General features: G+C 58.7%; 22 protein-coding genes and 1 tRNA gene. 10 read left to right on the top strand and 13 right to left on the bottom strand.

What is annotated here, in order from left to right; all coding sequences use genetic code 11:
* Window position 1: 1 nt before the first annotated feature.
* The 9 genes from HKD40_RS09035 to HKD40_RS08995 form a co-directional block, all read right to left on the bottom strand.
* Window positions 2–964: an ABC transporter permease gene (locus HKD40_RS09035; RefSeq protein ID WP_169195409.1), complete on the bottom strand. Its 963-nt coding sequence runs from the start codon at window positions 962–964 to the stop codon at window positions 2–4.
* 92 nt (window positions 965–1,056) lie between these two features.
* On the bottom strand, window positions 1,057–2,163 hold the full coding sequence (locus tag HKD40_RS09030; RefSeq protein ID WP_169195408.1) for an extracellular solute-binding protein: 1,107 nt from the start codon (window positions 2,161–2,163) through the stop codon (window positions 1,057–1,059).
* A 154-nt stretch (window positions 2,164–2,317) separates the two neighbouring features.
* Window positions 2,318–2,638, bottom strand: a complete 321-nt coding sequence (locus HKD40_RS09025) for a non-heme iron oxygenase ferredoxin subunit (RefSeq protein ID WP_169195407.1) — start codon at window positions 2,636–2,638, stop codon at window positions 2,318–2,320.
* A gap of 14 nt (window positions 2,639–2,652) precedes the next feature.
* Window positions 2,653–3,066 (bottom strand): Rieske (2Fe-2S) protein, encoded by a 414-nt coding sequence (locus HKD40_RS09020; protein WP_169195406.1) that lies wholly within the window; start codon window positions 3,064–3,066, stop codon window positions 2,653–2,655.
* 9 nt (window positions 3,067–3,075) lie between these two features.
* Window positions 3,076–4,158 (bottom strand): amidohydrolase family protein, encoded by a 1,083-nt coding sequence (locus HKD40_RS09015; protein WP_169195405.1) that lies wholly within the window; start codon window positions 4,156–4,158, stop codon window positions 3,076–3,078.
* On the bottom strand, window positions 4,158–5,216 hold the full coding sequence (locus HKD40_RS09010) for an amidohydrolase family protein (protein WP_169195404.1): 1,059 nt from the start codon (window positions 5,214–5,216) through the stop codon (window positions 4,158–4,160). Before HKD40_RS09010 ends, HKD40_RS09015 begins: the two co-directional genes overlap by 1 nt.
* Window positions 5,217–5,231: 15 nt before the next feature.
* Complete coding sequence (locus HKD40_RS09005; RefSeq protein ID WP_169195403.1) at window positions 5,232–6,908, bottom strand: thiamine pyrophosphate-binding protein; 1,677 nt, start codon at window positions 6,906–6,908, stop codon at window positions 5,232–5,234.
* Window positions 6,909–7,013: 105 nt separating this feature from the next.
* Window positions 7,014–9,977 (bottom strand): FAD-binding and (Fe-S)-binding domain-containing protein, encoded by a 2,964-nt coding sequence (locus HKD40_RS09000; RefSeq protein WP_169195402.1) that lies wholly within the window; start codon window positions 9,975–9,977, stop codon window positions 7,014–7,016.
* 81 nt (window positions 9,978–10,058) lie between these two features.
* Window positions 10,059–10,778, bottom strand: coding sequence for a FadR/GntR family transcriptional regulator (locus HKD40_RS08995; protein WP_169195401.1), 720 nt, complete (start codon window positions 10,776–10,778; stop codon window positions 10,059–10,061).
* Between the two features lie 180 nt (window positions 10,779–10,958).
* Between HKD40_RS08995 and HKD40_RS08990 the strand changes: the two genes are divergently transcribed.
* On the top strand, window positions 10,959–12,278 hold the full coding sequence (locus HKD40_RS08990) for an MATE family efflux transporter (protein ID WP_169195400.1): 1,320 nt from the start codon (window positions 10,959–10,961) through the stop codon (window positions 12,276–12,278).
* A 67-nt stretch (window positions 12,279–12,345) separates the two neighbouring features.
* On the opposite strand, the gene HKD40_RS08985 is transcribed toward HKD40_RS08990, so the two are convergent.
* From HKD40_RS08985 to HKD40_RS08970, 4 genes are all read right to left on the bottom strand, one after another.
* Window positions 12,346–12,421: transfer RNA gene (locus tag HKD40_RS08985), tRNA-Phe, on the bottom strand.
* A 204-nt stretch (window positions 12,422–12,625) separates the two neighbouring features.
* Entirely contained in the window at window positions 12,626–13,585 is a 960-nt protein-coding gene (locus tag HKD40_RS08980) for an ABC transporter permease (protein WP_169195399.1), read from the bottom strand.
* 1 nt (window position 13,586) lies between these two features.
* Window positions 13,587–15,110, bottom strand: coding sequence for a sugar ABC transporter ATP-binding protein (locus tag HKD40_RS08975; protein WP_169195398.1), 1,524 nt, complete (start codon window positions 15,108–15,110; stop codon window positions 13,587–13,589).
* Between the two features lie 41 nt (window positions 15,111–15,151).
* On the bottom strand, window positions 15,152–16,078 hold the full coding sequence (locus HKD40_RS08970) for a substrate-binding domain-containing protein (RefSeq protein ID WP_169195397.1): 927 nt from the start codon (window positions 16,076–16,078) through the stop codon (window positions 15,152–15,154).
* A 125-nt stretch (window positions 16,079–16,203) separates the two neighbouring features.
* Between HKD40_RS08970 and HKD40_RS08965 the strand changes: the two genes are divergently transcribed.
* The 9 genes from HKD40_RS08965 to HKD40_RS08925 all read left to right on the top strand — a co-directional run bounded on the left by HKD40_RS08965 (window position 16,204) and on the right by HKD40_RS08925 (window position 24,288).
* Entirely contained in the window at window positions 16,204–17,652 is a 1,449-nt protein-coding gene (locus HKD40_RS08965; RefSeq protein ID WP_169195396.1) for an FGGY-family carbohydrate kinase, read from the top strand.
* A 167-nt stretch (window positions 17,653–17,819) separates the two neighbouring features.
* Window positions 17,820–18,542 (top strand): Bax inhibitor-1/YccA family protein, encoded by a 723-nt coding sequence (locus HKD40_RS08960; protein WP_169195395.1) that lies wholly within the window; start codon window positions 17,820–17,822, stop codon window positions 18,540–18,542.
* A 62-nt stretch (window positions 18,543–18,604) separates the two neighbouring features.
* The gene (locus HKD40_RS08955; RefSeq protein WP_169195394.1) at window positions 18,605–19,240 is read left to right on the top strand and encodes an exopolysaccharide biosynthesis protein; all 636 of its coding nucleotides are present in this window, start codon (window positions 18,605–18,607) and stop codon (window positions 19,238–19,240) included.
* Window positions 19,241–19,284: 44 nt separating this feature from the next.
* The gene (locus tag HKD40_RS08950) at window positions 19,285–20,028 is read left to right on the top strand and encodes a fumarylacetoacetate hydrolase family protein (protein WP_169195393.1); all 744 of its coding nucleotides are present in this window, start codon (window positions 19,285–19,287) and stop codon (window positions 20,026–20,028) included.
* A 457-nt stretch (window positions 20,029–20,485) separates the two neighbouring features.
* Entirely contained in the window at window positions 20,486–20,932 is a 447-nt protein-coding gene (locus HKD40_RS08945) for a hypothetical protein (RefSeq protein ID WP_169195392.1), read from the top strand.
* On the top strand, window positions 20,929–22,200 hold the full coding sequence (locus HKD40_RS08940; RefSeq protein ID WP_169195391.1) for a relaxase/mobilization nuclease domain-containing protein: 1,272 nt from the start codon (window positions 20,929–20,931) through the stop codon (window positions 22,198–22,200). The genes HKD40_RS08945 and HKD40_RS08940 overlap by 4 nt, the downstream gene beginning before the upstream one ends.
* Before the next feature lie 11 nt (window positions 22,201–22,211).
* The gene (locus tag HKD40_RS08935) at window positions 22,212–22,697 is read left to right on the top strand and encodes a hypothetical protein (protein ID WP_169195390.1); all 486 of its coding nucleotides are present in this window, start codon (window positions 22,212–22,214) and stop codon (window positions 22,695–22,697) included.
* Entirely contained in the window at window positions 22,697–22,924 is a 228-nt protein-coding gene (locus HKD40_RS08930) for a hypothetical protein (protein ID WP_169195389.1), read from the top strand. Before HKD40_RS08935 ends, HKD40_RS08930 begins: the two co-directional genes overlap by 1 nt.
* On the top strand, window positions 22,921–24,288 hold the full coding sequence (locus HKD40_RS08925; RefSeq protein ID WP_169195388.1) for a type IV secretory system conjugative DNA transfer family protein: 1,368 nt from the start codon (window positions 22,921–22,923) through the stop codon (window positions 24,286–24,288). Before HKD40_RS08930 ends, HKD40_RS08925 begins: the two co-directional genes overlap by 4 nt.
* Window positions 24,289–24,307: the final 19 nt, after the last annotated feature.

Here is a 24,307-nt window from a genome sequence, read left to right as displayed (position 1 = left end):
ATCAGTACTTCTTCTTGGCGCGCAGAAGCGAATGCAGAACGCCGCTGATGATCAAGGCACTGACAAACAGGATGATCGCGAGCGCTGCGCCGCGTGGCCAGGTCAGGCTGGATTCATGGAAGTAGGAGGCGATGACCTGCGCAAACAGATTGCTATCTGTGCCAGCAAGGATCATCGGCACGGTATAAACACCGGTCGTAATCAGGAAAACCAGCGTCACACCCGTCGCGATACCATCGCGCATAAGCGGCAGCGTCACCTTGAAAAAGCGGGTAATGCCATTGGCGCCGAGGTCTGAAGCGGCTTCAAGCACATTGCTTGGGATCTTCTCGATGGCAGCATAAAGCGGCACGAGCATGAACAGCGCCACGACATACAGCATCCCTGCCCCCAGCGAGAACCAAGTGTAGAGAAAGGGGATCGGGCGCTCGATGAAATTGGCCCACATCAACACGAGATTGATCGCGCCGTTCGAGGCAAAAATCAGCACATAGGAGAACACGCGGATAAGCTCGCCCACCCACGATGGGACCATGGCCAGAAGCAAGAGGCGCACCTGCCAGTTCTTCGGCACTTTCTTGGCAATGAAATAGGCCAGCGGCGTCATCAGCACGAGCGCGACGAACGACACCACAACGGCAAAGCCCATTGTCCTTAGGAACGGCAGATAGACCGTGTAGTCGGTAAACAAGAGCAGGTAATGCTCAAAAGTCCGGACTTCAGACTGTCCCGCGGGCACAGGATATTGCTGGAGCAGGCTGATATTGAGCATCTGTCCCAGCGGAAAAATGTTCCACAGAACGAGCCAAGCAACAGGAAGCACCACCATAAGGATGGAGGCCAGCTTCAGGTTACGATTGAGGAAACCGGAAAGCGCGCGGTAAGGCGTGTTGGACATGAGAAGGTACGACCAGTGGACCTTCCCTTCGCTGCGGCGCTTTGTGGCGACAACTGTTGAGCTCATAGTCTGCTCTATATCTTTCGCATATCAAAGACCGAGACATGCGTGGGGGCCGCAGGGACCTGCGCAGCTTTTCAGCTGCGCAGGTGTTTGCATCAAGCTTCGCGCAAGCCAGCGCCGTACTGATCGAGCAAGCCGTAACGGTTGTCGTCGGCGCCCTTCACGTCGAGCCAGGTAATGCGCTGGAGCTGTTCATCCGAGAATTGGATCGCCTGAGCTTCCGCTTCGGTCAGGCCCGATGTCGCATCAAGGAAGGTCGACAGGCTGCCAGACGAACGGGTCATCGACGAGCCAATGCTCTCCTGCTGCAGCAAGAAGTCGATGAACTTATAAGTGTTTTCCTGGTTCGCTGAATTCTTGAACAGCGAGTAGTTGTAGGTCCAGCCAGTCGTACCTTCGACCGGAATGCCCGGCTGAACGCTGCTGTCTGCACCGGCAAGAAGCATTGCCGTTTCGGTAAAGCCCATGCCCGCATCAATTTCATTGCCGAAATAGAGCTGCTGGAATTCAGCAGTGGTATCATACCACTTGCGCAGAACATGCTTACGGGAAATGGCATATTCGCGGCATTCCTTGAGCATGGCTTCGACGGCAGCAGAGTCACCGTTGTAACCGGTCCAGACATCCTGCAAACCAAGATGGAACATGGCTGCATAGAGCGCGCTGCCCGGACGCAGGGTGACGCGACCGGCATATTTGTCGCCGAAAATGGTTTCCCAGGTTTCGGTGTCTTCCGGCGCAACCACGCCCTTGCGGCTTGCCATCATGGCAAAACCAGTCAGGACAGGAATGCCGTAGCGCTTGCCCTGAATGAACTGAGCGTCCGCATCGCGGTAGACCGGGTTGATCTTGGACATGCCCGGAAGCTTGGACTCGTCGATTTCGGCCAGATAATCGGTGGCGATGTAAGCGAACATGCGGTGACCCGCGATGATCGACATATCGGTCTGGCGCTGATCACCTTCGGCAGCCAGCAGATTGAAAATCTGCGACTGATCGGTTGTCGAACGCAGATTGATGACGATGCCGGTTTCCTGCGTGAACTTCTCGCGCAGGTCCTTCGGCACGTAAGAGTCGTGACCAACAATGTTGACCACGCCTGCGGCGTGTGCGCGGCCGATCAGGGCGGGCATCGCCAAGCCGGCGGCGAGCGTCGCAGCACCAGCCTTCAAAAATCCACGGCGGTTCAGCTTGAAATTCATCTTATTATCCTCTCACCCTCTAATGCGTGTCGGAATTCCCCAATTCTGACACGCTAATACACGTCGGGTTATCGTACCAGTTGACGGACGACTAACCTTGGTGCGTTCCCTAGAATAGAAATCCAAGCCTTACCGCTGATTAGAAATTCTCTTTTCAATCAGCCAGTTCGACGTGAATCTCTTCTCCTTCAACCCGGACCTTGTAGGCCCGAATTGCCACCTCGCAGGGCGCCAAAGTGGGCTCCCCAGTCAGCGTATCGAAACACCCACCATGCAATGGGCATTCAACATGGCCTTCATCGGTCAGCCAGCCGTCAGACAAGAAGGCTTGGCCGTGTGAGCAGAGGTCGTCAGTGGCTCGGAATTCGCCGCCGGGCATATGGTACAGGGCGATCTGACGATCCCCAACAAACACCTTGAGAATTTCCCCCTCGGAGACATCGGCGACAGCAGCAACACGAACACTAGACGACATACGCAAACAGCTCTTTAGACAGACACAACGATATAGTTATCATCGACCGAAACCTCAAAAGTCTCAGCCTTATAGGGGCCTTTTACAACTTCATTGCCGGAGGCAACTTCGCTGAAATAGGTCTTCACCTTGGTGTTCGCCGGGTCGAACCATGATTGCCCCGTGCGGATGTCAAACTCCCAACCGTGGTTGGGGCACATGACAATCTCACCCTGACGTTTCATGCACGGACGGCCCGGACCATCATGGCCCGCCAGACCAGAGCGCACACCCGAACTCAGCGGCGCACCTTGGTGCGGGCACTTGTCCAGCAGGGCGAAATATTCGCCATCGAGATTATATACGACGATCGGACGACCACCCGCCTTGAATGCGAGCTGCGCGCCTGGAGCAATATCACCGACCTTGGCAACAACGTATTTCGCCATCAGAACCTCCTAGAGACGCAGGAACTTGCGGGCGTTATCGGAGAACACCTTACGGCGCTCCTCAGCCGAGAGTGGGAAGGTGAACACGTAACGCGGATCGTCAAAGTCCCAATGCGGGTAGTCCGATGCGAAGCACAGATTGTCCCAACCAACCCATTCCATGATTTGACGCAGGTCCGCCGGGTTCTTGTAAACGTCCATAGGCTGGGTCGAAACATAGACGTTCGAGGCGAAGTATTCCGAAGGCTTGCGCTTGAGGTTCGGCACTTCCGAACGCATGGTTTCCCAGAGCTTGTCCAAGCGCCACAGCGTCGACGGCACCCAGGTAAACGCCCCTTCCACCAGCAAAAGCTTGAGGTCAGGGAATTCCTCGAACACGCCTTCCATGATCATACTCATGGCAAAGGCGGTGAAACCACCATGCGTCAGCTGGTGCTGCTGCACGTGATAGGAGGCCCAGCCTGCATTGCCCATTGGCGGCGTGCCGCCATTGCCGCCCACATGCACACCAATCGGCAAGCCATGCTCAACAGCTGCCTTGTAAATCGGCCAATAGCGACGACGCCCAGCCGGTTCAGTATTGCGCTGCAACAGCCCAACCTGCGCCACCAGCGGGTTCTTGCCGAGGCGATTGATTTCCTCAACCGCTGCCTCTGTATGATCCTGCGTGACCGTGATCGAGGTGCGCAGGCGATTGTCTTCCTGCGACCAGCGTTCCAGCTGCCAATCGTTGACGGCCGAGGCCATGGCCACGCCCAGATCCAAATGGCGCTGCATGCCACCGGTCGGCGACAAAGGCTGCAAAAGGCCAATCTCGACATTATGCGGATTGAGATACTGCTCCTGCATAAACGCTAGATCAGTCCCCGGAATGCCACCACCCGGCGGATAAGCGTCGCGACGGGAAATGTTCGGCTCGATACCGGCATAGGGGTCGAGGCCAAAGAATGGTCCCTTCGACGCCCCGCGATAGAGGTCGTGCATTTCGTGCCACTTGGCGGGCAGGAAGGTCTTCAGCAACTCAGGCGGGCAGACAGGATGGATATCGCAGTCAACGATGCCGTTCTGAACAGGAGAGGTTGGAGAGCTCATCAGACCGCCTCAGACAAACGCGAATAAGTTGCGAGTGGATTTATGCTTTTGAGGCGAGCGATCCGCTCGTCACTCAGGCCAGTTGGCAAGGCGTTGTCGCCGTTGAACTGGAAGTGCGGATAGTCCGTGGAGAACAACAGCATGTCCTCAGAACCCAGCATGTCGATGACCCGATTGACGATCTCGCCATTGTTTGGCGCATCAAACGGCTGGGTGGTGAAACGGAAGTGTTTGCGCGCGTAATCCCATGGAGATTTATCAACCCACGGCACTTCACGGCGCAGCGCCATCCACTTGTTTTCCGCGTCGGTCAGATAGGACGGAACCCAGGTCACACCCGATTCCAGCATCACCACCTTGAGGTCCGGAAACTCCGAGAAAACGCCTTCGTAGATCAGGCTCAACATCTGGTGCGCCATGGTCGACGCCTGCAACGCATAGTCTTCCAGATAGAGAGAGTGATTGCCGATATAGCTCTGCTGGTAGCGACCACCGCCACCCGGATGGATCGCGATTGGCAGGCCATGCTTGGCCGCAGCCCGATAAATCGGCCAATAATAGCGGCGTCCAAAGGGCATATCGCCAGCCACAGGCATCACCACCTGCACAAAGCGACGATCGCCCGCTAGGCGCTCAATTTCTTCTGCGGCCAGATCTGGGTCTTGGATCGACACCATGATCGAGCCGCGCAGGCGCGCATCCTTGGCCAACCAATTCTCGATCAGCCAATCATTGCTGGCCTTACACGTCGCCGCTGCGAAATAGGGATTGAAGAATGACGACGCGCCATTGAGCACGGTGCAAATGGCGATATCGACCTTGAACGGGTCGAGCAGCTGCCCCTGAAGCACATCAAGGCTCGCCCCCGCGCGCGGTTCAGTCCCCAGCCAATCTGGGCGCGCACTCAAAGGCAAAGACGGGCGGTAAATGCCCAAATCCATGCCGTTCAGCTCACGCATCGAGACAAAGTCACGCCAATAGTCATCGTAATAGGGCAGCAGATCCTGCAACCCGCTAATGGCCGGATGAACATCACAGTCGATGGTGTTGTACGCCATTTTCATCTCCTGCACTTAAGCCGTCGCCTTGGCGAGCGACGCAGCGCGAATCTCCGACAACCGCGCCCGAACAGACACGACATCAGGTTGTATGACTAGATGAAGCACGGTCGGAACATCGCTTGCCAAGGCCTGCTGCAGCGCAGGCGTGAATTCCTCGGTCTTATTCACCGTTATTCCGCGTGCACCGAAGGAACGGGCATAAGCGGCGAAATCAGGATTGGTCAATTCCGTCGCCACAACACGCTCCGGATACTCCCGCTCCTGATGCATGCGGATGGTGCCGTAAATGCCGTTATCAAACACGATAAAGATCGGGTTGAGACCATAATGCATGGCCGTCGCGATTTCCTGCGAGGTCATCATGAAGCAGCCGTCACCGGCAAAGCAGAAGACCTGACGATCGGGGAAAAGAGACTTCGCCGCGATAGCCGCTGGCACGCCATAGCCCATCGCCCCGCTCAGTGGCGCGATCTGGGTCGGATACTGGCGGAAGAGATAATGACGCTGCAGCCAAGCCGTGTAATTCCCGGCCCCATTGGTGAAAATCGCATCGTCATCGGCCAGAGCACTCAGCTGCTCCATCACCGCACCAAGCTCGAGCTCCGTGCCAAACGCACGCGCCACGCGACCCTTTTCAAATTCCGCACGCCCCGCCTCGGCCCATTCGGCCCAGTCGTTATGCTCAACCACAGGCGCTGCCGAAAGAACATCAAAGAACGCCGCAACATCGGCATTGATCGCTAGATCCGCATGGTGCACGCGGCCAAGTTCTTCGGCGCCAGCATGGACATGCACAAGCTTCTGCGTCGGGACGGGTGACGCAATAATCGTGTAGCCGGCCGTCGTCATTTCGCCGAGGCGATCCCCCACAACCAGCAGGAAATCAGCTTGGCTTACGCGCGCCTTAAGGTCCGGCGTCACCGATGTCCCGAGCTCTCCGACATAGAGAGGATGCGCGTTATCGAACCGATCCTGACACCGGAAACCCGCAACCACAGGCAAGCCATAAGCTTCCGCAAACCTCTGTGCCTGCACGCGTGCCTCATCATTCCAGCCAGAGCCCCCCACTACCATCAGTGGTCGCTCCGCTGCACTCAAATCGGCCAAAAGCTGATCAATTGCCTGCGAGGTCGGCGCTGCTGAAACGCGCGCTGGGCGCGGCACATCGGCCACGTCCACGCATTCGGTGAGCACATCTTCCGGCAGCACCACAACCACAGGGCCCTTGCGGCCACTCGTTGCGATGGCGAAAGCGCGCGCCACGACCTCGGGTATCCGCTTGGTGTCGTCGATCTGCTCCACGTGTTTGGCGACTTCGCCAAACATGCGTCGGTAGTCAATTTCCTGAAAGGCTTCACGACCAATCTGCTCGCGCGAAACATGGCCAATGAACAGAACCATCGGCGTCGAATCTTGGCGCGCCGTATGCAGACCGATGGAGGCATTGGTCGCGCCCGGACCGCGCGTGACAAAGCAAATGCCCGGCTCGCCGGTCAGCTTGCCATAGGCCTCAGCCATGTTCGCAGCGCCACCTTCGTGACGGCAGGCGATGAGAGAAATCTGCTCAGCACTGTCGTAAAATGCGTCGAGCGCACCAAGAAAACTCTCGCCAGGAACGCAATAGCTCACCTTGGCACCGTAAGCGATGAGATGATCAACCAGAATACGGCCGCCAGTACGCACTACCATTCGTCCTGCCCTTCTTTAAAACACTGAGGCATTATCATTGGTTATATGGTTATCGTACAAATGATCCGTGTCAAGGCCATGACCGCCGCGCGTTGAAAACTCCGCTCATGCGCCCCGTGCGCGCAACTGCTCCAAAATCAGCGAAACCGGATGCCGCAGACGCGCATCGCTCTCTTTTTCCGCCTGGCACCGGCACGAAAGGCCGGTCGCTACCAGCTCGCCTGCCTCAAGAGACGGCTCTTCAACGCGAGACCGCCAGCTGAGCCCATAAATCTGCTGCGACAGGCGCCGGTTCTTGGCCTCGTGCCCAAAGGTCCCGGCCATGCCGCAACAGCCCAGACTTTCCGTTTGCGCGGCAATCCCAGCTGCCGCCAACACCTCACCCCACTGCCGCGACGAGGCAGAGAGGTTCGACGTAGCGGTACAATGATTGGCCAAACGTGCCTTCATCGCCCCCGCATCACGACGCGCATCCGCCAGACGATGAAGATTCTGCGAGAGAAACTCTTCAATGGTTTTCACATTCACCGCGCCGTCGACAATCGGCGCATATTCATCGCGATAGACCAAAGTCATCGCCGGATCGACACCGATCAGCGGCACACCGAGCGCATCGTAAGCGCGCAACCGCGCCGCGGTCCGACGCGCCACGGCGTCAAAACGCTTCAGCAACCCCTTGGCATGCAATGGCTTGCCGTTTTGCACCCGCACAATGAACGGCCGGAAGCCCAAGCCCTGCAAGAGATCGACCAGATCCAACAACAGCGCGGGCTCAAAAATCGCCACAAAGGCATCTGGCACAATAGCAACGAGATCCTGCCTCTCACGCGGCGACAGGGCCCCGATGTCCGGTGGAGACAAGGCCCCGACCCCACGCTCGGCCAGATCACTTTTCAGCAGTGTTTTAGGCAAAGAAGGCAGCGCCTCAAGCCCCAAGAGCCGCAAGCCAGATTGCCCCAGTTTGGTATTCGCCATGAGGCGATAAACCGGCGCAACGAGCGGCAGAAGAGGCAAGAACAATTCAATCTCAGCGATCAACCGATCAGCCGGCGTCCGCCAATAGCGCGTATGATATTGTTCCAAAAATCGCGACTTAAACGCCGGCACATCGACCTTAACCGGACAAGTGCCCTTACACGCCTTACACCCAAGGCAGGTGTCGAGCGCCGCCTTCACCTCATGAGAAAAGTCAGCGCCTTTGCTGCCCCACGCAAACAGGCGCGGACGCCATGACCGAGACCGCGTACCGGACTGAGTGCCCTCCTCCGCCTGCACCAAGCGCAGCCACTCGCGCACCAAAGTCGCGCGGCCCTTAGGCGATTGGCGGCGATCGCGCGTCGCCTTCCAGCTCGGACACATGGGCGCGTCAAATTCGAAGTCGAAGCACGCGCCATTGCCATTGCACTTCAGCGCACGGCTATAGCCATCGCTATGCGCCCGGGCCAAGCCCGCTTCGCGCTCGCCCCGCATCGGCACATCCCCAACATCTGTCAGGGGGCCGAAATTGCTGGCAATTTTTCCCGGATTGAACTGCTCATGCGGATCAAACAGCGCCTTCACGCGCTGGATCGCAGGGTAAAGCTCTCCAAAGAACGCGCGCGTATAGGCCCCGCGCACGCCCTTGCCGTGCTCGCCCCACAGCACCCCGCCATATTTCTGAGTCAGCGCATAGACACTGTCAGAAATGGCCTGCACCTGCTCGCGGCGCTCGGGCACATAAAGATCCATGTCCGGGCGGACGTGAATAACGCCACTATCAGCATGCCCAAACATGCCATAACCAAGCCCGAAACGATCAAGCAGGGCCCTGAATTCCTGAATATAGTCAGCCAGTTGATCGGGCGGAACCGCCGTATCTTCGACAAAGGCAACCGGGGCGCTCGTCCCCGTCACATTGCCCAATATGCCCACTGCGCGTTTCCGCATCGCCCATATATCGGCAATATCGGCGCGCGAATTTGTGGTCGCCAATGACAAATACTGCCCATCGGCTTTGACCGCTTCAACAAGGCGCAACATCTGCTGCTCGAGCCCATCGGCGCTATCAGCGACAAATTCGACCATGCAGGCGCTGCCAAATCGCCCATCGGCACTTGGCTTAAAGAAATGCGCGACTTTCTCCCCGGCCGCATCGGTTCGCGCCAGCCCAAGAACGCGCTCATCCACCACCTCGACCGACGCCGCACCAAAACCGAGAAACTTCTTTGTTTCCCGCAGCATGGACACAAAATCCGCATAGACGATGGTCACAAGACCCATATGGTCCGGAATAGGCGTCAACGCCAACTCGGCCTCGGCGATGAGCCCGAGCGTCCCCTCAGAACCGCAGATGACCGAGTTCAAGTCCAGCGAACCATCGGCTTTGCGCAGATGCCCCAGATCATAGCCGGTCACATTGCGATTAAGCTGAGGCACATCGCGCAGCCAGCGCTCAGCAACGTCTCTTTCCAGCGCGTCGAGTTCCTGCGCGAGGTCCAAATCGCCATGCGCGCCCGTATCGAGTACAGACCCATCGCTCAACACCAGTTTGACCGCGCGAACGTGATCTCTGGTTTTTCCATAAAGCACAGATCCCTGCCCCGAGGCGTCCGTGCTGATCATCCCGCCAATCGTCGCCCGATTAGAGGTTGAGAGTTCAGGTGGGAAAAACAGACCGTAAGGCTTGAGCGCCTTTTGCAGCTGATCCTTGACGACGCCGGGTTGAACAATGGCAACGCGGCGGACCGGGTCAATCGCCAAGATCTTGTTCATATGCCGAGACATATCAACAATCACCCCATTGCCCAGCGACTGACCATTGGTCCCGGTGCCGCCGCCACGAGGCCGCAGGATGATCGAACGATGCTGCTCCTCGCGCGCACGACTGGCGATCAGTTGCAAATCGGCTATGCTACGCGGGTAAGCGACAGCGTCCGGAACGATTTGATAGATCGAGTTGTCCGTCGACTGGACAAGGCGATGACCTAAGCCCGTTTCCAAATCACCCGAAAATCCCGCAACCCTGAGGTGATCGAGGAAGTTTTGATAGCTCACGGCCATCACATCGGGCGATTTTACAGCTGGTATCATGGGCCCAGCTTTACTTGTACGACGACCCGATCTCAAGCCCCAGAAAACGGTGTTTCAGCCAGCATCGTCGTCCGCTCGACGTTAGAGTGCCTGCTGCGCCAACCGCCCTAGCCGCGCCAAGCTCGCTTCGAGATGCTGGCGCATCGCATCACGCGCAGCATTGGCATTGCCATCGTTGATCGCATCAAAAATCTGCTGATGCTCGTTCTGAAGTCGACTGAGATAGGACGCGTCTTTCACGCCCCCAACATTGGTCGCTCGGCGCGGCACGCTATACTGGCCGAGGAAATCCAGGGTTCGAGGAAAATGTGGATTGCCAGATGCTTCCGCTACCGCTTGGTGGAACCGGAAATCTTCCTCGGCGCCGTCTTCACCGCGATCAATCGCTGCAGAAATATCGTCCAGAGCTGTGCGCAGGCGTTCTATGCTTTCAGCGCTGGCCCGTGCCGCCGCACGCGCTGCCGCCTCGACCTCGATCGCCAGTCGCAGCTCATTCAAATTGATCAGGTCGCCCACGACTTTCATGTCATTGGGAGAAATCTGCAAAGTCCGGTGATGGGCACCGGCCGACACAAAGGCACCAAGCCCCTGACGCGTCGTCACCACGCCGCTCGCACGCAATTGCGCAACGGCTTCGCGGATCACTGTTCGTGACACGCCCAGTTGCTGCATCATTTCGCGTTCGGTTGGCAGGCGCGCGCCTGGCTGCAAGTTGCCAGTGCGAATATCGGCTAATAGTCGAGTGGTAACTTCCTCGACGAGCGTTGGACTCTTTTCAACACGGCGAGATAACTGACTCACACCACCGGCGCTTCCACCGTTATCTGCCATCCCCGCCCCCAAATTCTTTTGTCCAGCTCGCAAAATACGCGCTCTTGCCCAGCACAGCCAGCGAAAAGAAAACCATAACCCACTATATGGCAAGTTTTTATCAGGTGATATGACCACACGACCAATTTAGCGATTTTGGACTTCGAGCACATGCATGACCGCCGGCAGCCACAAGTCACTGCACGCACGCTCTTGGTCATGGCCGCCCCCGTCATGTTGGCGTCGATGTCGACGCCGCTCGTCGGTGCGGTTGACCTGGCAGTACTCGCGCCCCTTGGCGACACAGCATTGCTCGGCGGCGTCGCCGCCGCCAATATCCTCCTGAACTTCCTCTTTTTTAGCCTCAACTTTCTGCGCTCCTCCACCACAGGCATGACCGCTCAGGCCCTTGGCGCCGGAGACACCAGCGAAGCCCTGGCCGTTCCCCTCCGGGCCATTGTCATCGCCCTCACCTTGGGCCTTCTCGCCATCGGACTGCAGGTTCCCGCTGAGCATCTCGGACTCGGCCTGATGGGTCTCAGCGACGAGATCCGCGCAGCCGCAGCGACCTATTTCAGCATTCGTGTTTGGTCAGCGCCCATGCTGCTCCTCACCTATTGCTTCACCGGCTGGGTGCTCGGGCGAGGCGAGATGCACAAGGGGTTCGCTCTGCAACTCGTGCTCAACCTGAGCAATATCGCCCTCTCGATCTTTTTCGTCTGGCATCTGAATTGGGGACTACAAGGCGCGGCCTTTGCCACTGTTTGCGCGGAAACGCTCACCGCACTCTTCGGAGCCGCACTGCTCACGGCCCAACTGCGTCCAAATTGGCGACGCGCCTTTGCCGCCGTGCCGAACTGGACAGCGGTCCGTCGCATGCTGCTCGTCAATGGCGATATGGTTCTGCGCTCACTCGCGCTCATTATCGTCTTGGCCTCGTTCACCAGCATCGGCGCGAGTTTCGGGCCTGACGTCATGGCTGCCAATGCCGTGTTGATGACCGTCTTTTATATGTCCGGCGCGGTGATGGATGGGCTGGCGACAGCAACCCAGCAGCTTTCGGGCCGCTTTGTCGGCGGGCGCGATGCAGCGGGCTTTAAGGCCGCCATTGCTCTGGCCGCCAAATTCAGCGCCATAGCGACGGCAATTTATGTCGCTGTTCTGCTCCTTGGCAAAGATGTCCTCATCTCCACCATGTCGCCGAACGAAACGGTGTCCGAGCTTATCTCAACCTATTATTGGTGGACCTTGCTCATCCCGATTGCAGGCCTCCTCGCCTTCCTCATGGATGGTGTTTTTATCGGCGCCAGCTGGTCGCGCGATCTGCGAAACATGATGTTCGCGTCGGCCCTGATCTTCTTCGGCCTCACCGCCACGATCATCCCGCTCTGGCATAACCACGGCCTTTGGATCGCCCTCGTCAGCTTTATGGCGTCCCGCGGCCTGCTTCTCGCCATGCGCCTACGCCACCAAATGCAGACCCATTTCTAGGCGCAAAGCCGCACAAACGCCAAAACCGGCATCGCTTGAAACGTTTTGAATTTTGTGAGGGAAAAAGTGGTGCCCGGAACCGGAATCGAACCAGTGACACGCGGATTTTCAATCCGCTGCTCTACCAACTGAGCTACCCGGGCAACCTGCTCGCCTTACGTCTGCGAACACCCGCTTTCTAGGGCATCATTTCGCGCTTCGCAATTGCTAGACGCGTGTGTGAACACAAGTTTTTTCGCTGTCCACAGGCTTCCATCATTTTGCCGCCCACAACGCCGCCAACTGCCCCGCAATCAACAAAAAACGCCGCATCGTCAACGCGGCGTTTGGTTCGTGTCTGCGCTGGCTCAGCGTCGAGCCTTGCTCAGCGAGCCCATGCCCACCGCCAGCAAGATGAGCGCCCCCACCAGAATCTGGCGGATATAGCTATCAACGCTCATCTGCGTCAGCCCATTGTCCAACACCCCGAGCACCAACACGCCCACGACTGTCGCCAGAATACGCGGCTCACCATGGCGCGACATGGTCGAGCCCAAAAACACCGCCGCAATCGCATTGAGCATCAGCCCCGAGCCCTGCACCGGATTGGCCGATGCCACGCGGCTGGCATACATAATGCCCCCCACCGCCGCAGCAAAACCGGTGAGCGCAAAGGCAATCGTGCGCAACCGCTTGACCGGAATGCCGCCCAAATGCGCCGCTTCCATATTCCCGCCAATGGCATAGAGGCGACGACCGAACGTTGTCTGCTCCAGCAGCACCCACACGGCAAAGACCACCAAAATCGCGATAATGGAGAGGTTCGGCAGGCTGATCGCCACCCCGCCCCATTCGCCCAGCGGAATGCCCCCACGCGCAAATGTGCCAAACTCTTCCGGAATGGCCCGCCCCGAAATCGTCTTGCCACCACTGACGACAAAGGCCAGCCCTGAGAACATCGTCATCGTCGCCAGCGTCGCGATGAAGGGCAAAATCCCGACAAAGCTCACCATCACGCCATTGACCACCCCGCCAAGCAGGCCAATCGCCAGCGCCCCGAGCACAGCCATGCTCACCGGCATCCCCGCCGCCATCATCAGCGCGGCGACAATCCCCGCCAGCGAGGCAGTCGAGCCCACCGAGAGGTCAAAATCCCCCATGGTCATGACAATGGTCATGCCCGCCGCCACAACCATCAACATCGACACCTGCTGGGTGATATTGAGCCAGTTGCGCGCGGTCGGGAATGTACCCGGCAGCATGATCGAGAAGAACAGAACGATAGCGATAAAGCCGATCAGCGTGCCGTAGCGACGAATGTGCTGCATATTAGGCCACCTTCACGCCGGAGGCCCGGCCGTAGCAAAGATTGATAAGAGTGTCTTCGGCGAGCTCCTCGGCATCGACAATGGTGTCGAACTGCCCCTCGCGCATCACCGCGATCCTGTCGCTCATGCCCAAAAGCTCAGGCAGATCGGTCGACACCAGAATAATGGCCGTGCCCTTGGCAGCCAGATCGCGCAGGATGGTGTAAATATCAAACTTGGCGCCCACATCGACGCCGCGCGTCGGCTCTTCCAAGAGCAGCAGTTTTGGCGGCCCCGCCACCACGCGACCAAAGACAACCTTCTGCTGATTGCCGCCGGAGAGCTCATAAACGGGCTGGCCAACACTGGCCGCCTTCAAGCGCATCGCCGCGCCGGTTTCGCTCGCATAGGCCTTCTCATGCCCCGGCTTGAGCCACACCCCCGCCGCGCTATGGCGCTTCAAATGGGCAACGGTAATGTTCTCATAGATCGGGCGCTGCATGAACAGCCCCTCAGCCCGTCGCTCGCGTGGCACATAGGCAACGCCCGCTTCCCAGGCCGCCCCCGGCGATTTCGGCGCATAAGCCACTCCGTCGAGGGTTAAGCGCCCGCTCGTGATCTTCTGGTCGCCAAACAGCGCCCGGATCAATTCGCCCTGCCCCGAACCGGAAAGCCCGGCAATGCCGAAAATCTCCCCGGGACGGACCGCAAATTCAATCGCTCCAATACCCTTGGCCATCAGCCCTTGAGCCGCAAAGGCCTCGCCCTCGCCCGGCTGCGACACCGCCTTTGGGAAAGCCTCGTCCACCCGCCGTCCGATCATCATGGCAATGAGATCGTCCTGCGTAATATTGCTCATCGCGCCGCTGTCGATGGAGGTGCCATCACGCAAAACCGTGGCCTTGTCACACAGCGCCATAATCTCATCGAGCCGGTGCGACACATAAAGGACCGAGCTGCCCGATGCGCGAATCTCGCGCAAAACCTTGAATAGCCTCTCACTCTCGTCGCGCGTCAGCGCCGCCGTCGGCTCGTCGAGCACATAGACCTTGGCGTCATCGAGCAGCGCCGCCGAAATACGCACCAACATCTGATCGCCCAGCGACAGCTCGCCCAGCGTGCGGCGCGGATCAATATGGTCGATCCCCAGCCGCGTCAGCGCCCGTTGCGCTTCCGAGTTCAGCGCAGCCCAATCGACAAAAACACCCGCCCGGCGCGGATAGTCGCGGCCAATGAAAATGTTCTCGGCCACCGACAGGGTCGGCACAACATTGAATTCCTGATGGATAAATCGCAGGCCCAGATTATAGGCCGCCTTAGTACCCTCGATGCTCACCAGCGCGCCATCAACACGGATCTCAGCGCTATCGGGCGTCACCACCCCGGCGAGAATTTTGATGAGCGTCGATTTCCCCGCGCCATTTTCGCCCATAAGCGCATGGATTTCGCCGGGAGCGACCACAAGGTCCGCCCCTTTTAACGCAGGCACGCCCGCGTAGGATTTCGTAACTCGGGTCGCGGAAAGAAGCGGAGTGGGAGAGGCCATAATGGCCACTCCCTTAACGCGGAAATTTGAGCCCGCGCAACTTATTCGGCAGCGTTTGCCGAAGTTACGAGCTTGGTTGGCACATAAATCGCCGACTGGCGGATGTCTTCGCCGGCAAGAACACGCGCAACTGCGTCTGCGGTTGCCGCGCCAATCCCCGCAAAGTCCTGCGCCACCGAAGCTTCGAAATTGCCGCCAGCAGCAATCGCTTCCTTGGCCTGTGGGTTGGCGTCGATCCCGGTGATGATGATGCCTTCGCCTTCGCGACCAGCCGCTTCAATCGCCTGCAGCACGCCCAGTGCTGGCTGATCCCAAGCCGCCCACACAGCCTTGATGCTGCCTGGCTCTGGGTTTGCCGCAAGGATTGCTTCCATCTTGGCGCGGCTATCGGCGATACCGCCGTCCGACACGTCTGGGGTTACGCGGTCGATCACCTTGATATCGGGGAAGTTGCCAAACACGGCATCCGCCACTACGCCACGCACCTGCACCGGTGGGAAGGCTTCAAAGATGAACATCACCACATTGCCTTCGCCGCCGATACGATCAGCAACATAGGTCGAGGTTTCCGCTGCCATGGCGTAGCCATTGGAGGTCACATTGGTCACAAGCAGGCTATCTGCGCCCGCATCCATGCCGAACACCGGAATGCCAGCGTCCTTGGCGGTCTGCAGCCCTGCGGTCACCTGTGCCGGGTCAACGTTGATCACAATGGCATCAACACCCTGAATGACGAGATCTTCAATGCGGCTGATGACAGCGGCGACATCGCCTGCAGTGTCGATGACGTTGACATCCCAGTCCTGCCCCTCGGCATAGTCTTGGAACGCTTCAACGTAAAATTGCGTGCCCGGCTGCGCCATATAAGGGGTGACAATCGCCACCTTGCTCGCGGCGAATGCGGCACTCGAAGACAAAACTGCAAGCGTAAGAGCCAAGCCGGATACGGCGAGCTTTGTGCGCGACATTGGAAAAATTCCCTCCACATAATTTCCGGAGGCAAACCAATTGCCTACGGTTGTTTTCCTTTGTGGTGGGGGCACTATATGAGCCAAATAGCGCTGAGCAAGTAGCGAATTGGACGGAGACGAGCATGGCCCTGACCCTAATCGGTATTGACGTCGGGACAACCGCGACCAAAGCCATCCTCATTGATGCCTCCGGCCAGCAAATTTCGAGCTTTTCGCGCGCCCACCCAATGGATCGGTCAGAGGCCGGCAAAGCCGAGCAATCCCCCGATACTTGGGTGGAAAGTGTCCTCGCCGCCCTCGCCCAATTTGCCAAGGTCGCGGATTTGTCTGAGCTAGCGGGCATTGGCCTCACCTCGCAGGTCAACTCTCATGTGTTTGTTGGCAAAGACAGGAAGGCACTGCGCCCAGCCCTCACATGGCAAGACACCCGTGCCGCCACCGATGCCGCCAAGGTCGACGCCGCCGTCACCACCGAACAGAAAACCAAATGGTTCGGCGGCCCCGTGCCGATTGACGCCAGCCACGCTCTCTCGCGCATGGCCTATATTGCCCGCACCGAACCTGAAGTTTGGAACCAGACTTGGCAGGTCCTGCTCCCCAAAGACTACATTGCTCTCCAACTCACAGGCGCACTCGCGTCCGATCCTGTGGCCGCTGTCGGCCTCGTCAACGAGGCTGGCGCCTATGTCTCCGAGCTGCTCGATCTGCTCCCCGGCGCCGAGGCGCGCCTCCCCCCGCTCTTTTCCTATGAACACGTCGTCGGCACGGTGAGCGCCGGACTTCCCGGCGCCGGTGCACCCGTCTGCGTTGGCGCCATGGATGCTTGGGCAGGCATGTTCGGCTGCGGCGTCGCTGAACACGGCGACGCCATGTACCAATCCGGCACCAGCGAAGTGATGGGCATTGTCTCCAACACAATTGTGCCAACCCCCGGCGTCATTCTCTTCCCGCCCTATCAGGGCATTCGTATGCATGCTGCCCCCACTCAGTCGGGTGGCGCTTCGCTCACCTGGCTTTCGGGCCTCCTCAATCGCCCCATCGGCGAGTTGGCGGCACTGGCGAGAGATGTCGACATCACCGCCCAAACCCCGCTTTTCCTTCCCCATCTGGCAGGCGAACGCGCCCCGATCTGGGATGCGCAATCGCGCGGTGTTTTCGCCAATCTCTCTTCGGCCACCACGCCGGGAGACATGGCAATTTCCGTGCTCGAAGGGGTCGCCCACTCAGCCCGCTGGGCGCTTGAAGCCCTCATCAGCTCAGCCGATCTCACACCCGAAACCCTGCGCATTGGCGGGGGCGGCGCACAGTCCGATTTGTGGTGTCAAATTCGCGCCGATGTCTTGGGCATCCCGCTTGAGCGCGCCAGCGGCGACGCCACCGCAGCGCTCGGGGCGGCAATTATCGCTGGCGTTGGCAGCCAGGTTTTCGCCTCCCTGCCTGCGGCCGTCCGCAGTCTCGTCCACTTCGACAAAACCTTTGTGCCCAATGCCGCCAACTCAGCGTTTTACGCTGCCCGCCACGGCCAATTCCGAACGCTCTACCAGCAGATGAAAGCGCTCAATTTCGCGTAAGCAAGGGTCTGAAATGGCGTGACACAGCGCGTGCCGCCGGAAAATCCAAATTTCTGAACTTCCGCGCGCCTTTAGCCTATGCCCTTGTCAATTCACGAGATAAACCAAAACCAGTGATTGCGGCGCTCACACGCGCTGAAAGCATATTTGAATGGAGTACCAATAAGATGTCATCTCAGCCCAATATGCGGTGGGGCACTGCGGCCGCGACCCAGAGCAACGCCGCTTTTGACGAAGGCCTCCGCCAGCACATGCTGCGCGTTTATAACTATATGGGTCTGGGCTTGGTCATCACCGGGCTGGTTGCCTTCTTCGTTGGCAACACGCCAGCGCTCTATGTCCCGATCTTTTCGTCGCCGCTCAAGTGGGTGGTGATGTTCGCCCCACTGGGCTTCGTGATGTTCTTCTCGTTCAAGATCAACACGCTCTCAGCCAGTGCGGCACAGGCCATGTTCTGGGCCTTCTGCGGCATCATGGGCCTCTCCATGGCCTCGATCTTCCTCAACTTCACCGGCGCGAGCATTGCCCGCACCTTCTTCATCTCCGCTGCTATGTTCGGCGTGATGAGCCTTTACGGCTACACCACCAAGGCGAACTTGGCTAAGTTCGGCTCCTTCCTGATCATGGGTCTGATCGGCGTGGTCATCGCCTCGATCGTCAACATTTTCCTCGGCTCGAGCGTCCTGCAGTTCGCGGTCTCGATCATCGGCATCTTGGTTTTCCTCGGCCTCACGGCTTGGGATACCCAGTCGATCAAGGACCAGTATTCCGAACATAACGGCGTTGAAGGCAATCAGAAGCTCGCTGTGATGGGAGCGCTCTCGCTCTACCTCAGCTTCATCAATATCTTCCAACTGCTGCTCAGCCTGACCGGGCAACAAGAGGACTAATCTTTTGGCGCGCTGTAGGGTATTGATCTTACAGCGCTCCTCCTTTCGGCCAAGGATTGCCAATGTTGAATGAAGATCCCAGCGCGCGCGTTACCGACGAAGCCTATAGCCTCTCTACCGCTCTGCAGCGGATCGCGGACCGCACCGACCGTGACCGCATCTTCATTCGCGATCTTCTAGCCGAACTCGACCAGCGGGCCATTGCGGCCATGCTCTTTGTTTTCGCCGTCCCCAACACCATCCCCGTGCCACCCGGCGTTTCGGGCGTTTTGGGTGCGCCGCTGCTGTTTCTGGCCGCGCAGCTCATGCTGGGCCGCGCCCCTTGGTTGCCTGCCCTGATCGCTGACCGCTCGTTTGCGCGGGCCGACTTCGCCCGCATCCTCAATAAAATTGGCCCGTGGCTGGCAAAGGCCGAGCGCCTCATGCGCCCGCGCCTCACTGTCCTGACCAAGCCGCCCGCCGAATACATCATCGGCGCGATCATGCTCGTTCTGGCGATAGTGCTGTTCCTGCCCATTCCGCTCGGCAACATGCTCCCCGCCATTGCCATCTGCATTCTGGCGCTCGGGCTCATCCAGCGTGATGGCCTATGGGTCATCGCAGGCACGGTCACAGCCATAGTTTCAGTCATTATCGTTTCAGGCGTCGTTGCAGCCTTTGCCTTCGCCGCCTGGCTGGCCTTAACGGCCATATTCTGATCGCCAAACCCGCTCCCCCGCGCGCTAGACCACGAGGAAATTCTATGTCGCTCGCCTTGTCCAATCTTCTGCTTGCCCAGCATAATGCCGGAACACTGATCGAAACCCTCGACGAAAACCTAGTCCCCAAAGACCGGGCTGAGGCCTATGTGGTGCAGTCAGAAGTCGTCGCCGCGCTCGGCCCGATTGGCGCATGGAAAGTGCAGCCCTATCCTGCCGACGCTGAGCCACTTGCCTCCCCTATTCCTGCCAGCTTCGTCTTCCCAGCGGGCGACGCAATCGCGCTCAACACCAAAGCCGCTCTGCTTGTCGAGGCTGAAGTTGCGGTGACGCTCAAGAGCGACCTACCAGCGTTTGATGGCACCTATGGCCCAGACGACGTGCTCGCCGCCATTGGCACCACGCAGCTGGCCATCGAAATCCTCGGACCCCGCTTTGCCAATCCAGCAGCCACCCCATCGCTCGCCGGTATTGCCGATTTCCAGAGCAATGGCGCTGTCATTTTCGGCAAGTCCCGCTCCTTTGGCGATCTGGCCGAACTGGGCACGCTCGACATGGATCTGCTGGTTGATGGCGCGTCCATTGGCAAGGTCACCGAAGGCCCAACCACCGAACGCACGCTGCGCTCGCTCGCTTGGCTCGCCAACCACGCCGTTTCGCGCGGCACCCCACTCAAGGCTGGCGATGTGATCATCACCGGCGCGCGCATTGGCGCTCTACCGCTCAACGGCAAGACCATCACCATCACCGCACCTGGTTTTGAAACCATCACCGCAACGCTCGTCTAATCCAGTTTAGACGTCACGCATTTTCTCAAGGGCTGCACCTCGGTGTAGCCCTTAGTTTTGAGCGCCATCCCCGCCCTATCAATTTGAGGTATTATCGAGAAACCGCCAGTCGGACTTCGACGGCCAGCACCGCGCCAACTGCGCAGTTTGAAATCCCCAACATGTCTCAAGCTTTAGCGCACGTAGCCGCCTCGTTTGCGGCCATCAACAAGCCCCCAACGGCCTATCCCGCGCCCAAGCTCAAGCCCATAAGTGCCAGCCAAAAGCCACAGCAACGCCCATGCCTACAGCACTAGCGACCAGCTATACTGATCATGTTTTCAATGTAGGGAAATAAGTGGTGCGCCTAGACGGCGCACAGTCGAACCAAATTTTCGATGAACTTGCTCACTGGGAGCAGATTTTAAAGGACACATCGTTGGCGAAGCCAACACCGCCCTCCCTGTGAGGTGCGGCCATGTCACTGTCCCGCATTTACGAAAAGGCCGTTGAGCCAGTTGCGTCCACACCTGCGAAAACCGCAGGCCGGAAGCGTGCAATCAGACCTGCTCCATTTTCCATTCGTCTGAGCGAGGCTGACCGCGCCCGCTTAGCTATGGAGGCTGCGGGCGCTCCGCTTGGGGCTTACATAAAAGCAAAGATTCTCGGCGGGATACCAGAGGGGCGCAAGCGTCGGAAGGTCCTAACCATACAGGACAGGGAGGCGCTTGCGCGGGCACTGGCGCTGCTGGGGCGCTCTGATCTTCTTCGCTCCTTACAAGATATGGCGCGCGCTGCGGAGATTGGTGCGCTCGCAATCACCCCTGAAACCGAAGCCGAACTGCGCGATGCGCTTGCCGCCGTGCACGACATTCGGCTCGCTATTATTAAGGCGCTTGGTCACCGCACTGGAGGCCGGGCATGATCCTCAAAGCCTCACAGCGCGGCGGCGGCCAGGACTTGGCAGTTCACCTTATGCGGATGGATGACAACGAGCATCTGTCCGTCCATGAGCTGCGCGGCTTCGCGTCCGACAATCTGCGTGACGCCTTCCGCGAAGTGGAATCGATCAGCCAGGGCACGAAGTGCCGCCAGTATCTGTTCTCACTTTCGCTCTCCCCGCCTGCCGATGCGCGCGTGCCAGTTGAGGATTTCGAGGCGGCTATCGAGCGCATCGAAGAGCGCCTTGGCCTCGAAGGCCAGCCACGCGCCGTCGTCTTCCATGAAAAAGAAGGCCGCCGCCATGCGCATTGCGTGTGGAGCCGCATCGACGCCGACACCATGACAGCGCGGCAGATGTCCTTTTTCAAAACCAAGCTCACCGGAATTTCCCGCGATCTTTACCTCGAACATGGGTGGACCATGCCTCAGGGACTTCTCGACGCGTCTATGCGCGATCCTACCAACTTCACCCTTGCCGAATGGCAGCAGGCAAAACGCCAGGGCATCGATCCGCGTCTGGTCAAGCAAGTGGGACAGGCCTGCTGGAAAGGCGCTGACAACTTCAAATCGTTTATGGGCGCTCTTCAATCGCACGGCCTTACAGTGGCGGTCGGCGACCGGCGCGGCCTTGTGGTGGTCGATTACCAAGGCGAGGTCTATTCGCTCGCCCGCGTCCTGAACTGTAAATCGCGACACATCGAAGAGCGCTTTGCACTCCCCTTAGGCTTGCCTGGTGTCGAACAGACGAAGGCAAAAATCGCGCAACGCATGACGCCCGCGATCCGCCGTCATATCGACGAATCCCGTACGCAGTTCCAGCGCCGCTCGACCGCCCTTAGCGAGAAGAAGGCAGCGATGACGCAAGAGCATCGCAGTGAGCGCGCTGCTCTTGCGTCGATCCAGACTAACCAATGGGAAATGGAAACGCGTGAGCGTGCGCAGCGTCTGCCCAAAGGCCTGCGCGGCCTGTGGCACCGCATCACCGGGCAATATCAGGACGTGCGCCGCGCCAATGCGGCGGAGGCCGAGCAAACGCAGCTGCGCCATGCGCAGGAACGCCAAGACCTGATCGATGTGCAGCGCGAACGCCGCGCTGTCCTACAGGCCGAATTCAAAGACCTTCGAAGTGCCCGAGCCGAGCAGCTTCTGGAGTTGCGCGGTGATGTCGGGCGCTTCCTCAAATTTACGCAGGCGCGGCAAGTGCAGGCCCGCGCCCGTGATCTGTCCTCCGGCCTGCAGCTCGAACGCTAAGGGAGCGTCCTATGTCTCAGAATAATAATGAAACGAATGGCATCTCTATCGCTATGGCGCTGGTGTGCGTCACGGCGCTGTTTATGGGCATTATCATCTATGTGCTGCTAGCGGTCCTCACACTGGGCCTAAGTATCTTCTGCCTGTTCGCGCTTACAAAGCCGCGCAGGCTGTTCAATGAAACAGTGACTCCGAAAGAAGCGCGCTGGTTTATCGGGCGCGGCATAATCGGTTGGTTTGCCTTTCCGGTTCTCCTCTCGGCCCTTGCACAGTCCTTCGATGTTCGCATCGAACAGGACTGGATCATTCACATGATGGTCTGCGGCTACATCATCGGCGCGCTTGGCGGTGAGTACGTCATCGCCAAGATCAAGGAAGCACAGAGCGAGCCGGAAACTATTGATGTCACGCCGACGGTGGCCCCCAAACATCCGATGATCGACAACCCTAAACAGCCTTTCGAGTTCGCGACTTGGGACGATGAGGAGCGCCGCTAATGCGGCAGATAAGCGAGATCATCCAGTTTTTCTGGATGTTCGAGTCCCACCATCATCAGCGTCTCGCCTGGCGGGACGCGGCAGAAATGCGTGTCGCCAGAGAGCGGGCGGAATCCCAAGCTCTGGCACAGCACAAAGCCATGTTGAGCGCGAACCCGAGCGGCCAGCTCGGTCACTCTGTCCTTGACGACGAAGATGCACTGCGCAATTCCGGATTGATCGAATGAAACACCCGAGCGAATACAAAAACCTTCGTAGAGGCATTGAACTCGGCTTCTTTAACAGGAAGCCGATTGTCTATGACGGGACCGAACCCGTCGCCATTGATGCGCAAGCGGGCAAAGGCAAGCTCACGCGTTTCCTCGGTCCCAATCTTATATCGCCGCGCACAGCGCATCTGACCAAGATCATCACCGACCCAAAAGACGCAGAGCTTGCATGGATTTCATGGAAGGCTCTGGAGCGCCAGGGTTACCGCGTCCGCTTTATCAATCCAGGCGGCCTCTATGGCTATCCAACAGATAGCTACAATATCAGCTCGCGCTTGATCGAGATTGCAGCGCGCCCTGAGCTGCTCGGCATTCTGAACGAGGCCGCCTATGATGCAGCCAGCTATCTCGTACCCATCGATCCGAACCCAAGCCATCGCTGGATAGGACAAGGCACTCGCAGCGCCTTCGCGGTCTACAATACCATCACAGCACGTTTTCCATCCGAGCGCTGGCCTTGCACACCGGGCGGCCTTTGGGACTTCTTTGCCCGCACACCCGATGAAATTGCCGACGATCTTCTGCTCTGGGCGAGCGACAACCGGATGCAGGATCATTCGGGCATGTGCCGTCAGATTGCAGGCTTTACGCAATCGACCAATCAATGGAATGCCTATGCCTCAATGATCACGGAGCGATTGCAGCCCTTCCAGCCGGGCGCTGCCGCGCGGCGTGTGACCAACTCGAACAGCTTCGATCCTGCTGAGCTAAAGACCGTCCCGACTGCGCTTTTCATCATCGGCTCGGCAACGTCCGATAGCAGCCGCACCTTCGTCGGCGCGATGGCGGCGGCCTTGATCCAGCGTTTTGCTACGGCAAGTGGTCCACTGCGCGCGCTGGTCATTGGTGAAGAATGGGGACAGCTTTACGTCTCGAACTTCCACGAAATTCTCACGCTCTACCGCGAAGGCGGCATCAACTTCCTCGGCGTATTTCAGAATGCCGCAGCGCAGATTGAGTCCCGCTACGGGCGCGAGACTGCTCGTCTCTGGAAAAAGGCCGTCGCGCACACAATCTATCGCGGCTTGCCCGATGATCAGACACTCAAAGAGATCGAGCACCGTTCAGGCAAAACCTCGGTGATGGTGCGCGGCCTGAACGTCAACAACAACCAGGTGAACGGGTCGGGCGACAACCTGGTGGAACAAGCTCGGCCTCTGCTCCAGGTCGAAGACATCCGCTTGATGACCGGCGGCGAAAAAGCCTTGCTGGAATCCCGTGACCAAGGTTTTTTTACGGTGGAAATGCCGAACTTTTGGCAGCGGCTTGAAATGTCGGGAATGCTGCGCGACGTTAGGCAAAAGCCTAGCAATTACAACTAACCACAACCCTCATACGACC

The sequence above is a fragment of the Devosia sp. MC1541 genome (genome assembly GCF_012847305.1).
Lineage (GTDB): Bacteria > Pseudomonadota > Alphaproteobacteria > Rhizobiales > Devosiaceae > Devosia.
The sequence above is the reverse complement of the archived record's forward strand: the minus strand, read 5'-3'. Positions and strand labels throughout refer to the sequence as shown.